Below are 13210 nucleotides of genomic sequence, written 5' to 3'. Positions count from 1 at the left end.
TTTGGGATTTGTGATACAATTAAATAGAGAGGACGGATACATGCGAAAATTTCAAATTTTTCTATTTATTGAAGCTTGTTTATTGACAGGAGCTCTGATTATGATGGTATCAGAGCATTTTTCCCGTTTTCTACTGATTTTGCTCTTGTTTTTACTGCTGATTCGATACTATACTGGAAAACAGGGAAATAATTTTATTTTAGTAGCGGTGAGCATCCTATTTTTCTTTATCATCATGCTCAATCCCTTTGTCATTTTAGCCATCTTTGTGGCCTTGATATACAGCCTGTTCCTGCTTTACCCTATGATGAACCAGGAAAGAGAAGATACCAATCTGGTTTTTGAGGAAGTAGTGACGGTAAAGAGGGAGAAAAATCGCTGGTTTGGAAATCTCCACCATTTTTCAAGTTATCAGACTTGTCGTTTTGATGATATCAATCTCTTTCGCCTTATGGGGAAGGATACCATTCATCTAGAGCACGTGATTTTGAGCAATCATGATAATGTCATCATCTTGAGAAAACTGGTCGGTACGACTAGAATTATCGTATCAGTGGATGTTGAAGTCAGCCTTAGTGTTAATTCTCTGTACGGAGATTTAACCTTTTTTGACCAGCCTAAACGTGCTTTGCGTAATGAGCAATTTCACCAAGAAACCAGAGATTATCTCAAGAGTCCAAAGAGCGTTAAGATTCTTTTGACAACTATGGTTGGAGATGTTGAGGTGGTGAGAGGATGAAAAAGCAACCCTATATTTTAATTGGACTCACCTCATTTCTCTTTGTTGCTTTTCTATTTCGAAGCATTTTTAAGGTCTTAGATTTGGAATGGACTTCTCTCTTTCAAGATTTAGAAAAAACAGAAAAAGTCTTATTTCTAGCTTTGATGTTTAGTCTTGCTCTAGCCTTTTTATTGGTCTTGTTTTGGACAATGGTTGACGAAATTTCAAGAAGAAGAATCCAAGCAAATCTTAATCGTCTGCTAGCTGGTAAAGATATTAAAAGCCTTGGAGATGCTGATTTAGACGCAAGTTTTAAAAACTTATCAGGCAAGCTTGGTTTATTGACAGAAGCCATTCAAAAAGCGGACAATCAAGCCTTGATCAAGGAAGAGGTGATTATTGAAAAGGAGCGCAAGCGAATCGCGCGTGACTTGCATGATACGGTTAGCCAAGAAATTTTTGCTGCCCATATGATTTTATCAGGACTCAGTCAACAAGCTTCCAGATTAGACAAAGAGAAGATGCAGACACAACTCCAGAGTGTAACAGCTATTTTGGAGACAGCCCAGAGAGATTTGCGTATTCTACTCTTGCATTTGCGACCGATAGAACTGGAACAAAAGAGTCTGGTTGAGGGGATACAGTTGCTTCTCAAAGAATTGGAAGAAAAAAGTGAACTCAAAGTCAGTTTTAAATATCAGGTAGACGAACTGCCTAAAAAGATTGAGGAGCATATCTTTCGTATCGTCCAAGAATTGATTAGTAACACTCTCCGTCATGCCCAAGCTTCTTGTCTAGATGTTTATCTTTATCAAACGGAAACTGAATTGCAGTTAAAGGTAGTTGACAACGGTCGTGGTTTTCAGCTAGATGATAGTGACGAACTGAGCTATGGTCTGCGAAATATCAAAGAACGAGTGGAAGATATGGCAGGGAGCATACAACTATTAACAGCACCCAAGCAGGGTTTGGCAGTGGATATTCGGATCCCCTTGCTTGATTGACGAACAAAAGGAAATAAAATGAAACTATTATTAGTAGATGACCACCAAATGGTGCGTCTTGGTTTAAAAAGTTATTTTGAACTACAAGATGATGTAGAAGTTGTCGGAGAAGCAACTAATGGAGCCGAAGGGATTTCCATGGCCTTGGAGCTTCGTCCCGATGTGATCGTCATGGATATTGTTATGCCTGAAGTCAACGGAATTGATGCAACTCTAGCTATTCTCAAAGAATGGCCGGAGGCTAAAATTTTGATTGTGACTTCTTATCTAGACAATGAAAAAATCATGCCAGTCTTAAATGCTGGGGCTAGGGGTTATATGCTCAAGACATCAAGTGCCGATGAATTGTTCCATGCTGTTCAAAAGGTGGCAGCTGGAGAGCTAGCGATCGAACAAGAGGTGAGTAAGAAAGTAGAATACCACCGCAATCATATGGAACTTCACGAAGAATTAACTGCGCGGGAGCGAGATGTGCTTCAACTGATTGCCAAGGGCTACGAAAATCAACGCATTGCAGATGAACTCTTCATCTCTCTCAAGACGGTCAAGACCCATGTGTCCAACATCCTTGCCAAGCTTGAGGTCAGCGATCGCACCCAGGCGGCGGTTTATGCTTTTCAACATCATCTGGTGGGTTCTGATGAATTTTAGGGGACATAGGATGTAACTGAAGCATGGACGAAAAGCGCATCCATTACTTGAAAAAGTTCGCTACTATGTGGTATAATGGACTGTATTAAAAATTTTAAGGAGAAATGACAGAATGTCTGTATCATTTGAAAACAAAGAAACAAACCGTGGTGTCTTGACTTTCACTATCTCTCAAGACCAAATCAAACCAGAATTGGACCGTGTATTTAACTCAGTAAAGAAAACTCTTAACGTTCCAGGTTTCCGTAAAGGTCACCTTCCACGTCCTATCTTCGACCAAAAATTTGGTGAAGAAGCACTTTACCAAGATGCAATGAACGCTCTTTTACCAGACGCTTATGAAGCAGCTGTTAAAGAAGCTGGTCTTGAAGTAGTTGCTCAACCAAAAATTGACGTAACTTCTATGGAAAAAGGTCAAGACTGGGTTATCACTGCAGAAGTTGTTACAAAACCTGAAGTTAAATTGGGTGAATACAAAAACCTTGAAGTATCAGTTGATGTAGATAAAGAAGTAACTGACGCTGATGTTGAAGAGCGTATCGAACGTGAACGCAACAACTTGGCTGAATTGGTGATCAAAGAAGGTGCTGCTGAAAACGGCGATACTGTTGTTATCGACTTTGTTGGTTCTATCGACGGTGTTGAATTTGACGGTGGAAAAGGTGAAAACTTCTCACTTGGACTTGGTTCAGGTCAATTCATCCCTGGTTTCGAAGACCAATTAGTTGGACATTCAGCTGGTGAAACTGTTGATGTTATCGTAACATTCCCAGAAGACTACCAAGCAGAAGACCTTGCAGGTAAAGAAGCTAAATTCGTAACAACTATCCACGAAGTTAAAGCTAAAGAAGTTCCAGCTCTTGACGATGAACTTGCAAAAGATATCGACGAAGAAGTTGAAACTCTTGACGAATTGAAAGAAAAATACCGCAAAGAATTAGCTGCTGCTAAAGAAGAAGCTTACAATGATGCCGTTGAAGGTGCAGCAATCGATAAAGCAGTTGAAAACGCTGAAATCGTAGAACTTCCAGAAGAAATGATCCACGAAGAAGTTCACCGCTCAGTAAATGAGTTCCTTGGAAACTTGCAACGTCAAGGTATCAACCCTGACATGTACTTCCAAATCACTGGAACTACTCAAGAAGACCTTCACAAACAATACGAAGCAGAAGCTGAGTCACGCACTAAGACTAACCTTGTTATCGAGGCAGTTGCGAAAGCTGAAGGGTTTGACGCTACTGAAGAAGAAATTCAAAAAGAAATCGAGCAATTGGCTGCAGATTACAACATGGAAGTTGCCCAAGTTCAAAGCTTGCTTTCAGCTGACATGTTGAAACACGATATCACAATCAAGAAAGCTGTTGAATTGATTACAAGCACTGCAACAGTAAAATAATTTGAAAAGATAAAAAACCACCGGATTCGGTGGTTTTTTGGTGCTTTATTTTCCGAAAAACTCATCAAGGTCATCTTGACTAATTCCAATCATAGCTGGGATACTAGTCCAGTTTTCTTCGGTCAGGATGTAAGGTTGATGAGGATCAATCTGGTTTTCTGTTTCATGAATTGGCTCATTTATTTCTTCAGAGCTTTCAGTTAAGTCGCTGAAACGTTCAATCAGATAGGTTTTTCGAGCAGTTCCAATATGTTTAGTCGCATAATCAAAGGCTTGAAGTTCACCGAGTAGAATGAGTTTGCTTTTAGCCCGAGTAATAGCAGTGTAGATGAGGTTACGCTCCAGCATGCGCTTGCTAGCGCTGGTGATGGGAAGAAACACAACTGGGAATTCACTTCCTTGAGATTTATGGATACTCATGGCGTAGGCAAGACGAATTTTATACCATTCGTTGCGTGGATAGACGACTTCGTTCCCATCAAAATCAATCATTATTTCATCTTGTTTAGATTCAGTGTATTTTCCAGGAATGAGGTCCGTGATGTAGCCTAGGTCTCCGTTAAAAACGTTGACTTCTGCATCGTTAACCAAATGAATGACCTTATCTCCACTACGATACTGAAACTGACTTGCTTCAAAACTAATCTGTCCTTTTTGAAGAGGATTGAGCAGTTCTTGCATGAGTTGATTGATGGCATCGATTCCTGCTGTACCACGATACATAGGAGCTAGAACTTGGATGTCTCGTGCAGGGATGCCACTTCTGATGGCAGCGTCTAGGATTTTTTCAATGGTCGCTGGGATCTGGTTACTAGCGATTTCAAAGTAGGAACGGTCTGCTTTTTTCTGAGTGAAATCTGCAGGTAAAATTCCCTGACGAATCCGACTCGCAAGTGTGACAATGGTTGATTCTTCGCTCTGACGATAAATTCGTTCCAAGCGTGTTTGAGGAATACTTGGAATCTGGAGCAAGTCAGCCAGAACTTGGCCTGGGCTAACCGATGGCAACTGATCACTATCTCCAACGATGAGAATTTTACTAGTAGAGGAGATATTTGAGAAGAGTTGATTGGCTAGCCAAGTATCTACCATAGAAAACTCGTCTACGATGATAAAGTCAGCATCTAGATAATCTTCTAAATGGCTTGTGTCGTCGTCACCAGTCATACCCAAGTGGCGGTGAATGGTTGCACTCGGCAAGCCTGTTAGTTCATTCATGCGACGAGCCGCACGACCAGTTGGAGCAGCAAGGAGAATCGGTAGATTACTTTTCTTTCGAAGGTCCAGACCTTCTAATAGAGCATAGACGGCAATAATCCCATTGATAACAGTGGTTTTTCCAGTACCAGGTCCGCCGGTCAGGATAAAGACCTTGTTTTGGATAGCATCGCAGATTGCCTGTTTTTGAATGGCATCGTATTGGATGCCTAATTCTTCCTCAACAATTGCGATCTGCTCCTGGATGATTTCTGTTTCTTGTTTATCGGTTTCTTCTTTTTCAAGGATACGAATGAGGTGATTATGAATCCCTTCTTCAGCGAAAAAGAGACTGTTGTCAAAGATTTTCGTATCAACTTGTTGGACTTTTTCTTCTTCAATGAGATTGGACAATTCTTGAGCAAGTTGACTTGGTTCCAGTTCTACAGGACGTGAGGATTCCAGTAGATTTAGAGTCTTTTCTAATAAGTCTCTAGCTTCAACATAAGTATCCCCACTTTCCATACAAGCGTTTAAAAGGCTATGAATGAGTCCTGCTCGGAAACGTTCAGGTGCCTGACTTTCAATGCCCAATTCTTGTGCCAATTGGTCAGCGATGGTAAAACCCAAACCCTTGATATCTTCTACCAACTGATAGGGATAATTTTCAACGATATCGATAGTTTCCTCTTTGTAGGTATCCTGAATTTGAATAGCTAATTTATTAGGGATTCCGTAGTTGGCAAGCTTGGCCAAGACCATTTCTGTACCGTAGTTGAGACGGAGTGTAGATACAAAGGCCTCACGACTTTTAGAAGACAGCCCTGAGATAGTCTCAAGTTTTTCAGGATGTTCCAGGATTTCATCGATAGTATTTTCCCCATAGAGTTCCACAATCTTTTGGGCAGTTTTAAGACCAATCCCTTTGAAATGACTACTTGAGAAATACTTGACCAATCCCTTACTAGTTGGTTTTGCTCTTTCGTAACGGGAAATCTGCAGTTGTTCTCCGTATTTGGAGTGTTGGACAATCTGCCCCCAGAAAGTGTATTCTTCTCCCTCGATAACATCAGCCATGGTCCCTGTAACAATGATTTCGAAATCATCAAAGTCCTCAGCATTGGTATCCTCTATATCTAAAAGGAGAATACGATAAAAGTTGCTGACATTTTCAAAAATAATACGTTCAATCGTACCTGTAAAATAGACTTCCATATAATTCCTTTACATTCCTGAATGAAATCTATCATTCAGAATAAAATGAGAAGAGGCTGAGATTTATATTTCTCGGCCTCTTAGTGTTCTTAAAATGTTCCAATACGTTTGAGTGGCCAGAAGCGGAATTTAGCCTCTCCAATAATATCTTTTGCTTTAAAAGTACCAACATGCCGGCTATCACTAGATACCAGACGGTCATCACCAAGTAGGAGGTATTGTCCCTCTGGAACAGTGAAGGTAAAGCTAGTATTGAAGTTAACATCTAAGGTAAAGGCATCAGCTTTTTCAGCAAGACTTCTGAAGTACTCGCCTTTTTTCCCATCCCAGCTATCTCCGGTATAGGTTGATTGGAGTTTATCCTCTTTAAAGCGTTTGAGATAATCTGCTAGGTAAGGCTCATCGGTTTCTTGATTGTTGATGTAGAGCTTATCATTTTCGTAACGGATGGTATCACCTGGCAATCCGATGACTCGCTTCACGATATCTTTATTCCCTTCATCCTCATGAGCGACAACTATATCAAAGCGATCGATAGGGAGATGTTTGACAACGAAGAGAATTTCTCCATCAGCTAGAGTAGGGTCCATAGAGTGTCCTTCTACACGAACATTGCTCCAGAGAAAGAGACGGCTGAGACCTATTAACGCAATAATCAGGAAGAAAATTCCCCACTCTTTTAAAAATATTTTAAAATAATTCATACTTTTACCTTTCTAGAAGTTGCTTAGCTTTTTCAGTGTTTTTAAAATGCAGCTTTGCACAGAAGCCGAGCCCTTTCATTCCATATGCTTGAAGGATTTGGCTAGCTACCTTGTCAGAAGCAGTTCCAGCACCACTTGGAAGTTGGAATCCCAGCTCTCGTCCTAGGTTTTCAAGATTTTCTAGGAAGAGATCACGCGCAATGATGGAGCTAACTGCAACAGCCAAGTACTTGCCCTCAGCTTTTTCCTCTAGCGTGACTGGATTAGGAAAATGATTGGCTTCATTTTTTAGATACTTTTCATAATTTTGTGAGCTGGTAAAGGCGTCAATAACAATTTTTTCAGGCTCAACTCCCTTTTGAAGGAGGAGAAAGATTGATTGATTGTGAAGAGCTACCTTGACAGAAACAGCATTATAGCGTTCTCCAATGACTTCGTTATACTTACTTGGCGAAAGAAGGAGTGCTTGATGTTGAATCTTCTCCTTAAGAAGGGGAGCAAGCTGACGAATCTTTTGGTCAGTTAGTGTTTTAGAATCTCCAACCCCGAGTCTTCGTAAAAAGTCATGCTGATCAGGAGTTACAAATGACGCTACTACAGCCAGACCACCGAAGTAGGAACCATTTCCAACCTCATCTGTTCCAATCAAGGGGAAATTTTGCCCGCTAACTACTTGTGCTTCTTGATAACCAAAAAAGCTAGCATAGCTTTCAGCGGCTTCTCCTTGCAAGAGGACTTTCCCAGATGTATAGACGGAAACACTGGCTTGAGGAAGCTTTAAAAAGTAGCGAATATAGGGATTTTTACTAGGAGTGAGTGCATGTTCATGCTTTTGAACAAAAGCATGAATTTCCTTTTCACTCGGAGTTAATGTGATACTTGCCATAGTCTCTATTGTACCATAAAAGCGCTAGAATTGGTAAAAACTGACAAACTAAGTGAAATTTGGTATAATATCTTGAGGTGAATTTTATGGCAAATTTAAATCGATTCAAGTTTACATTTGGGAAAAAAACATTAACGCTGACAACTGAACATGACAATCTTTTCATGGAGGAGATTGCTAAAGTTGCGACGGAAAAGTATGAAGCAATCAAAGAACAAATGCCTGGAGCTGATGATGAGACAGTAGCTATTCTCTTAGCGGTTAACTGCTTGTCAACACAGCTCAGTCGTGAGATTGAATTTGATGATAAGGAGCAAGAGTTAGAATCGCTCCGTTATAAAGTGGTTGCGGCTAAACAAGAGCAGAGTAAGATTGAGGATTCCCTATGATTTCCATTCTACTCTTATTAATCCTTGCTTGGAGCTTTTATATTGGCTACCGCAGAGGAATTATTTTGCAAGCTTATTATCTTGTAGCAACGATTGTCTCTGCTTATTTTGCAAGCAAATATTACCTAGCTTTAGGGCAGAAGTTCAATTTATTAATCCCTTATGCTAATCCGCAGGAAGGACAGGGAACTTTCTTTTTCCCATCCAATCAACTTTTCCATCTAGATAAGGTTTTTTATGCAGGTGTCGGCTTCCTATTAGCCTTTACGATTTTTTACTGCATCGGCCGTTTGCTTGGTCTTTTTCTAAACCTAGTACCAAGTAAGATACTTGATGGGAAATACTACCGTATCGGTGCGGGTGTGCTATCAATCGGTGTGACCTTATTTGTCCTCCAGATGATGCTAATGATTCTCGCGACTGTGCCATTACAAATTGTTCAAAATTCACTTGAAAATAGCTTTATAGCTAGACATATCATCCAAAGCATTCCATTCACAACTAATTTTATTAAACAGCTTTGGGTTACTAAAATAATCGGTTAAAAAGGGCGGGAACTATTCCTAGCCTTTTGTTTACAATTTCGAAAAGTAAGAGACTGATTTAAAGAATTGAAAATAAGAAAAGCCATAACTTTTATACTAAGGAAATAAGATGAATACAAAAATACTAGAAACGTTAGAATTTAACAAGGTCAAGGCTTTATTTGAACCTCATCTTTTGACGGAACAAGGACTAGAACAATTAAAAGAGCTAGTCCCAACAGATAAAGCTGATAAAATTAGACAGGCCTTTGCAGAGATGAAGGAGATGCAAGAACTCTTTGTTGAGCATCCTCATTTCAGCATTTCGGCAACAAAAGATATTGCAGCTACCTGCAAACGTTTGGAGATGGGTGCTGATCTCAACATAGAGGAATTTCTCCTTCTCAAACGTGTCATATTTGCTAGCCGTGAACTGAAAAATTTCTATGATAATCTTGAAAATGTCCGCTTGGACCACTTGGCAAATTGGTTTGAGAAACTTCATGATTTTCCACATCTGCAGGGTAATCTCCAAGCCATCAATGAAGCTGGATTTATTGAGAATTTTGCTAGTGAAGAACTAGCACGAATCCGTCGTAAAATCCATGATAGCGAGAGCCAAGTTCGCGACGTCTTGCAAGAACTTCTCAAACAAAAGGCTCAGATGTTGACAGAAGGTATCATCGCTAGTAGAAATGGTCGCCAGGTTCTTCCTGTCAAAAACACATATCGTAATAAGATTGCCGGTGTGGTTCATGATATTTCTGCCAGCGGGAACACTGTCTATATCGAACCGCGTGAAGTAGTCAAGCTGAGTGAGGAAATTGCTAGTCTTCGTGCAGACGAACGCTATGAGATGATGCGTATCCTGCAAGAACTCTCTGAACGAGTAAGATCGCATGCGGCTGAAATCGCAAATGATGGCTGGATTATTGGACATTTAGACTTGATTCGTGCTAAGGTGCGCTTTATCCAAGAGACAGGAGCAGTAGTTCCTCAAGTCTCTGAGGACCAGGAGATTCAACTCCTTCATGTTCGTCATCCCTTGGTGCAAAATGCTGTTGCTAATGATGTACACTTTGGTAAAGATCTAACAGCCATCGTCATCACTGGTCCCAATACGGGTGGTAAGACCATTATGCTCAAAACCTTAGGTTTGACGCAATTGATGGCTCAGTCAGGTTTGCCGATTTTGGCCGATAAGGGAAGTCGTGTGGGAATTTTTGAGGAGGTCTTTGCGGATATCGGAGACGAACAATCCATCGAACAAAGTCTTTCAACCTTCTCTAGTCACATGACTAATATCGTTGATATTCTTGGTAAGGTCAATCAAAACTCGCTCTTGTTACTAGATGAGCTTGGAGCAGGAACAGATCCCCAAGAAGGTGCAGCCCTTGCTATGTCTATCCTAGAAGACTTGCGCTTGCGTCAGGTCAAGACTATGGCAACCACTCATTATCCTGAACTCAAGGCTTATGGGATTGAAACGGCCTATGTTCAAAATGCCAGCATGGAGTTTGATACAGCTAGCTTGCGCCCGACCTATCGCTTTATGCAAGGCGTACCTGGTCGAAGCAACGCCTTTGAGATTGCTAAACGTCTCGGCTTGTCAGATGTCATTGTAGGCGATGCCAGCAAGCAGATTAATCAAGACAATGATGTCAATCGCATTATTGAACAATTGGAAGAGCAGACGCTGGAAAGCCGTAAACGTCTTGAGAATATTCGCCAAGTCGAGCAAGAAAACCTCAAGATGAACCGTGCGCTTAAAAAACTCTACAACGAGCTTAATCGTGAGAAGGAAACAGAACTCAATAAGGCGCGTGAGCAAGCTGCGGAGATTGTTGACTTAGCTCTGGCAGAAAGTGATGATATTCTTAAAAATCTTCACAGCAAATCTCAACTAAAACCACATGAGATTATCGAAGCCAAGGCTAAACTCAAGAAGTTAGCACCTGAAAAAGTTGATCTTTCTAAAAATAAGGTCCTCCAAAAGGCTAAGAAAAAACGAGCTCCAAAAGTTGGGGATGATATCATCGTTTTAAGCTATGGTCAACGAGGTACCTTGATCAATCAACTCAAGGATGGTCGCTGGGAAGCTCAAGTTGGATTAATTAAGATGACCCTTGAGGAAAGAGAGTTTGACTTGGTTCAGGCTCAGCAAGAAGCACCAGTCAAGAAAAAACAAGTCAACGTTGTCAAGCGTGCTGCTGGTAAAGCACCACAGGCTCGACTGGACCTCAGAGGCAAACGCTATGAGGAAGCTATGGAAGCCTTGGACGCCTTTATCGACCAAGCCCTACTCAACAACATGGCTCAAGTGGACATCATCCATGGTATCGGTACAGGAGTCATCCGCGAAGGAGTAACCAAATACCTTCAAAGAAACAAGCAAGTCAAGAGCTTTGGCTATGCGCCACAAAATGCAGGTGGTTCTGGAGCGACTATCGTTACCTTTAAAGGCTAACCAAACTATAGAATAAAATGTCAAAAGAGTACCTATCAAGTGATAAGTACTTTTTTTGATGAATATATTTTAATCATTATTCTTAGTGAGTATTTTAAAAAGGGACAATCGTTTTATAGCCAAAAAAAAATTGATGAAGTCTTGTCTAGCTGAGTTTTATTTATGCTATACTGATAGTAACATCATTTTCGGAGGTTGGTATGAAAAAACTCCCCTTAGCCTTTTCAGGTTGCTTATTGGGATTGGCTGGAGCAGGAAATCTCATCTTGGATATTTTTCCGCTTTTATCACACATCTTTAGTTTGTCAGGCTTGATTTTATGGTTTTATTTTTTGGTAAGCCACCTCAATAACTGGCATGAAAGTAAGCAAGAATTAAAGAAAGCCCCTGTTTTGTCAGGAATGGCAACCTTTCCCATGGCAGGGATGATTTTATCAACGTATTTATTACGAATCTTACCCCCGAACATGAGTATTGTTGCACAGATTCTCTGGTGGTTTGCTTTTCTTCTAGATGTTTACCTCATCTTATACTTTACAAAGAACTATGCCTTGGTTAAACAAAGGGCCAGTGCAACACCAACTTGGACGGTTCTTTATGTAGGAATTGCAGTAGCAAGTTTGACCTACCCAGTGGTGGGCATTGTTGGGATTGCCTATGGAGCTTGGATTTTTGGTTTTATCTTAACCCTTATCCTTTACCCTCTAATTTATCAAGATTTGAGGAAAAATCCATTACCGCTCGCTTTGCTGGGGCAAGAAGGAATCTATTGTGCTCCATTTTCTCTCCTTTTGGCAGCATTAGTGAGAGTAGGAGGATACAGTCTTCCTAGTTGGATTTTACTAGTTATGATCCTTGCATCACAGACCTTCTTTTTCTTTGTCCTTAGTCGCTTGCCAAGGATTTTAAAACAAGGTTTCCAACCAGCCTTTTCAGCTCTAACCTTTCCAACCATCATCACAGCAACTTCATTGAAAATGTCCCAAGGCATTCTGCAGTTTCCGGTCCTCAACCTCGTCGTTTGGTTAGAGATGATTATTTGTTTAACAATCCTCATCTACGTATTAGTAGAGTATATACGATATTTAAGGAACTAAAAGACCCCCTAGCACGGAGAAGTGAGATGAAGAAAGGTGCAGACCTATAACGGTGTAAGGGATAGCTAGAATAAATAAATACGAATAAAGAGAGTGTGTAAAATGAACCATAAGATTGCAATTTTATCAGACATTCATGGCAACACGACAGCCTTAGCTGGAGTGCTTGAGGACGCTAAAAATTTGGGAGCGACTGAATATTGGCTTCTGGGAGATATTTTTCTTCCTGGGCCGGGAGCAAATGACTTGGTGGCTCTTTTGAAAGACCTTCCCATTACATCATCCGTTCGAGGGAACTGGGATGATTGTGTGTTAGAGGCTTTAGATGGGCAATATGGTTTAGAAGATCCCCAAGAAATTCAGCTTCTCAGGATGACTCAGTATCTGATGGAGCGTCTAAACCCAGAGCATATTGATTGGTTGAGAAATCTACCTATGGTAGCCAAGAAAGAAGTCGAAGGCTTGCGCTTTTCTCTTTCACATAATTTACCTGAGAAAAACTATGGTGGTGATCTGCTGGTTGAAAATGATACCGAAAAATTTGACCAGTTACTTGATGAGACTACTGATGTAGCCGTCTATGGTCATGTTCACAAGCAGTTGCTTCGTTATGGTAGCCAAGGTCAACAAATCATCAATCCAGGTTCGATTGGTATGCCTTATTTTGACTGGGTAGGGCTGAAAAATCACCGTGCCCAGTATGCCTTACTTGAGGTTGAAAATGGTGAGTTAGTCAATATTCAATTTCGAAAAGTTGCCTATGACTATGAAGCAGAGCTAGAATCAGCCAAGACCAAAGACCTTCCTTTTATCGAAATGTATGAAGAGTTGCGACGTGAGGACAACTATCAAGGCCATAATAGAGATTTGTTAGCCAGCCTCAATGAAAAACATGGTTATATCAAGGATGTCAAAAACTATTTTGATTTTTTGTAAAAGGTGCTTTAACGAACAGATAC

The 13210-nt window shown here is 40.6% G+C and carries 12 protein-coding genes; 9 read left to right on the top strand and 3 right to left on the bottom strand.

Features of this window, described 5'->3' with window-relative positions; all coding sequences use genetic code 11:
* Positions 1 to 40: 40 nt before the first annotated feature.
* From liaF to tig, 4 genes are all read left to right on the top strand, one after another.
* Positions 41 to 739: a cell wall-active antibiotics response protein LiaF gene (gene liaF / locus M1F91_RS04005; RefSeq protein WP_247912739.1), complete on the top strand. Its 699-nt coding sequence runs from the start codon at positions 41 to 43 to the stop codon at positions 737 to 739.
* Positions 736 to 1725 (top strand): sensor histidine kinase, encoded by a 990-nt coding sequence (locus M1F91_RS04000; protein ID WP_247912738.1) that lies wholly within the window; start codon positions 736 to 738, stop codon positions 1723 to 1725. The genes liaF and M1F91_RS04000 overlap by 4 nt, the downstream gene beginning before the upstream one ends.
* A gap of 18 nt (positions 1726 to 1743) precedes the next feature.
* Complete coding sequence (locus M1F91_RS03995) at positions 1744 to 2376, top strand: response regulator transcription factor (RefSeq protein WP_006147986.1); 633 nt, start codon at positions 1744 to 1746, stop codon at positions 2374 to 2376.
* A 112-nt stretch (positions 2377 to 2488) separates the two neighbouring features.
* Positions 2489 to 3772 carry a trigger factor gene (tig, locus tag M1F91_RS03990; RefSeq protein WP_247912737.1) on the top strand — a complete coding sequence of 428 codons (1284 nt, stop codon included), beginning with the start codon at positions 2489 to 2491 and terminating at the stop codon, positions 3770 to 3772.
* A gap of 45 nt (positions 3773 to 3817) precedes the next feature.
* On the opposite strand, the gene M1F91_RS03985 is transcribed toward tig, so the two are convergent.
* The 3 genes from M1F91_RS03985 to rnhC form a co-directional block, all read right to left on the bottom strand.
* Positions 3818 to 6184: an ATP-dependent RecD-like DNA helicase gene (locus tag M1F91_RS03985; protein WP_247912736.1), complete on the bottom strand. Its 2367-nt coding sequence runs from the start codon at positions 6182 to 6184 to the stop codon at positions 3818 to 3820.
* 89 nt (positions 6185 to 6273) lie between these two features.
* A complete protein-coding gene (lepB, locus tag M1F91_RS03980) occupies positions 6274 to 6888 on the bottom strand; it encodes a signal peptidase I (RefSeq protein ID WP_223333567.1) in 615 nt (204 codons plus the stop codon).
* Between the two features lie 4 nt (positions 6889 to 6892).
* Positions 6893 to 7774, bottom strand: a complete 882-nt coding sequence (gene rnhC / locus M1F91_RS03975) for a ribonuclease HIII (protein WP_247912735.1) — start codon at positions 7772 to 7774, stop codon at positions 6893 to 6895.
* A gap of 86 nt (positions 7775 to 7860) precedes the next feature.
* On the opposite strand from rnhC, the gene zapA reads away from it, so the two are divergent.
* From zapA to M1F91_RS03950, 5 genes are all read left to right on the top strand, one after another.
* The gene (zapA, locus tag M1F91_RS03970) at positions 7861 to 8163 is read left to right on the top strand and encodes a cell division protein ZapA (protein WP_004252047.1); all 303 of its coding nucleotides are present in this window, start codon (positions 7861 to 7863) and stop codon (positions 8161 to 8163) included.
* On the top strand, positions 8160 to 8708 hold the full coding sequence (locus tag M1F91_RS03965; protein WP_247912734.1) for a CvpA family protein: 549 nt from the start codon (positions 8160 to 8162) through the stop codon (positions 8706 to 8708). Before zapA ends, M1F91_RS03965 begins: the two co-directional genes overlap by 4 nt.
* A 109-nt stretch (positions 8709 to 8817) precedes the next feature.
* Positions 8818 to 11154: an endonuclease MutS2 gene (locus M1F91_RS03960; RefSeq protein WP_247912733.1), complete on the top strand. Its 2337-nt coding sequence runs from the start codon at positions 8818 to 8820 to the stop codon at positions 11152 to 11154.
* 200 nt (positions 11155 to 11354) lie between these two features.
* The gene (locus M1F91_RS03955) at positions 11355 to 12251 is read left to right on the top strand and encodes a TDT family transporter (protein ID WP_247912732.1); all 897 of its coding nucleotides are present in this window, start codon (positions 11355 to 11357) and stop codon (positions 12249 to 12251) included.
* A gap of 102 nt (positions 12252 to 12353) precedes the next feature.
* Entirely contained in the window at positions 12354 to 13187 is an 834-nt protein-coding gene (locus tag M1F91_RS03950) for a metallophosphoesterase family protein (protein ID WP_247912731.1), read from the top strand.
* The last annotated feature ends 23 nt before the right edge of the window (positions 13188 to 13210 follow it).

It is taken from the genome of Streptococcus sp. oral taxon 431, from assembly GCF_023110115.1.
GTDB lineage: Bacteria > Bacillota > Bacilli > Lactobacillales > Streptococcaceae > Streptococcus.
The sequence above is the reverse complement of the archived record's forward strand: the minus strand, read 5'-3'. Positions and strand labels throughout refer to the sequence as shown.

Excerpts from the sequence above, each read along its gene's own strand:
- zapA (WP_004252047.1), top strand. The coding sequence starts at position 7,861 with ATGGCAAATTTAAATCGATTCAAGTTTACATTTGGGAAAAAAACATTA.
- tig (WP_247912737.1), top strand. The coding sequence starts at position 2,489 with ATGTCTGTATCATTTGAAAACAAAGAAACAAACCGTGGTGTCTTGACT.
- M1F91_RS03960 (WP_247912733.1), top strand. The coding sequence starts at position 8,818 with ATGAATACAAAAATACTAGAAACGTTAGAATTTAACAAGGTCAAGGCT.
- M1F91_RS04000 (WP_247912738.1), top strand. The coding sequence starts at position 736 with ATGAAAAAGCAACCCTATATTTTAATTGGACTCACCTCATTTCTCTTT.
- rnhC (WP_247912735.1), bottom strand. The coding sequence starts at position 7,774 with ATGGCAAGTATCACATTAACTCCGAGTGAAAAGGAAATTCATGCTTTT.
- lepB (WP_223333567.1), bottom strand. The coding sequence starts at position 6,888 with ATGAATTATTTTAAAATATTTTTAAAAGAGTGGGGAATTTTCTTCCTG.
- M1F91_RS03985 (WP_247912736.1), bottom strand. The coding sequence starts at position 6,184 with ATGGAAGTCTATTTTACAGGTACGATTGAACGTATTATTTTTGAAAAT.
- M1F91_RS03995 (WP_006147986.1), top strand. The coding sequence starts at position 1,744 with ATGAAACTATTATTAGTAGATGACCACCAAATGGTGCGTCTTGGTTTA.
- M1F91_RS03955 (WP_247912732.1), top strand. The coding sequence starts at position 11,355 with ATGAAAAAACTCCCCTTAGCCTTTTCAGGTTGCTTATTGGGATTGGCT.
- M1F91_RS03950 (WP_247912731.1), top strand. The coding sequence starts at position 12,354 with ATGAACCATAAGATTGCAATTTTATCAGACATTCATGGCAACACGACA.
- M1F91_RS03965 (WP_247912734.1), top strand. The coding sequence starts at position 8,160 with ATGATTTCCATTCTACTCTTATTAATCCTTGCTTGGAGCTTTTATATT.
- liaF (WP_247912739.1), top strand. The coding sequence starts at position 41 with ATGCGAAAATTTCAAATTTTTCTATTTATTGAAGCTTGTTTATTGACA.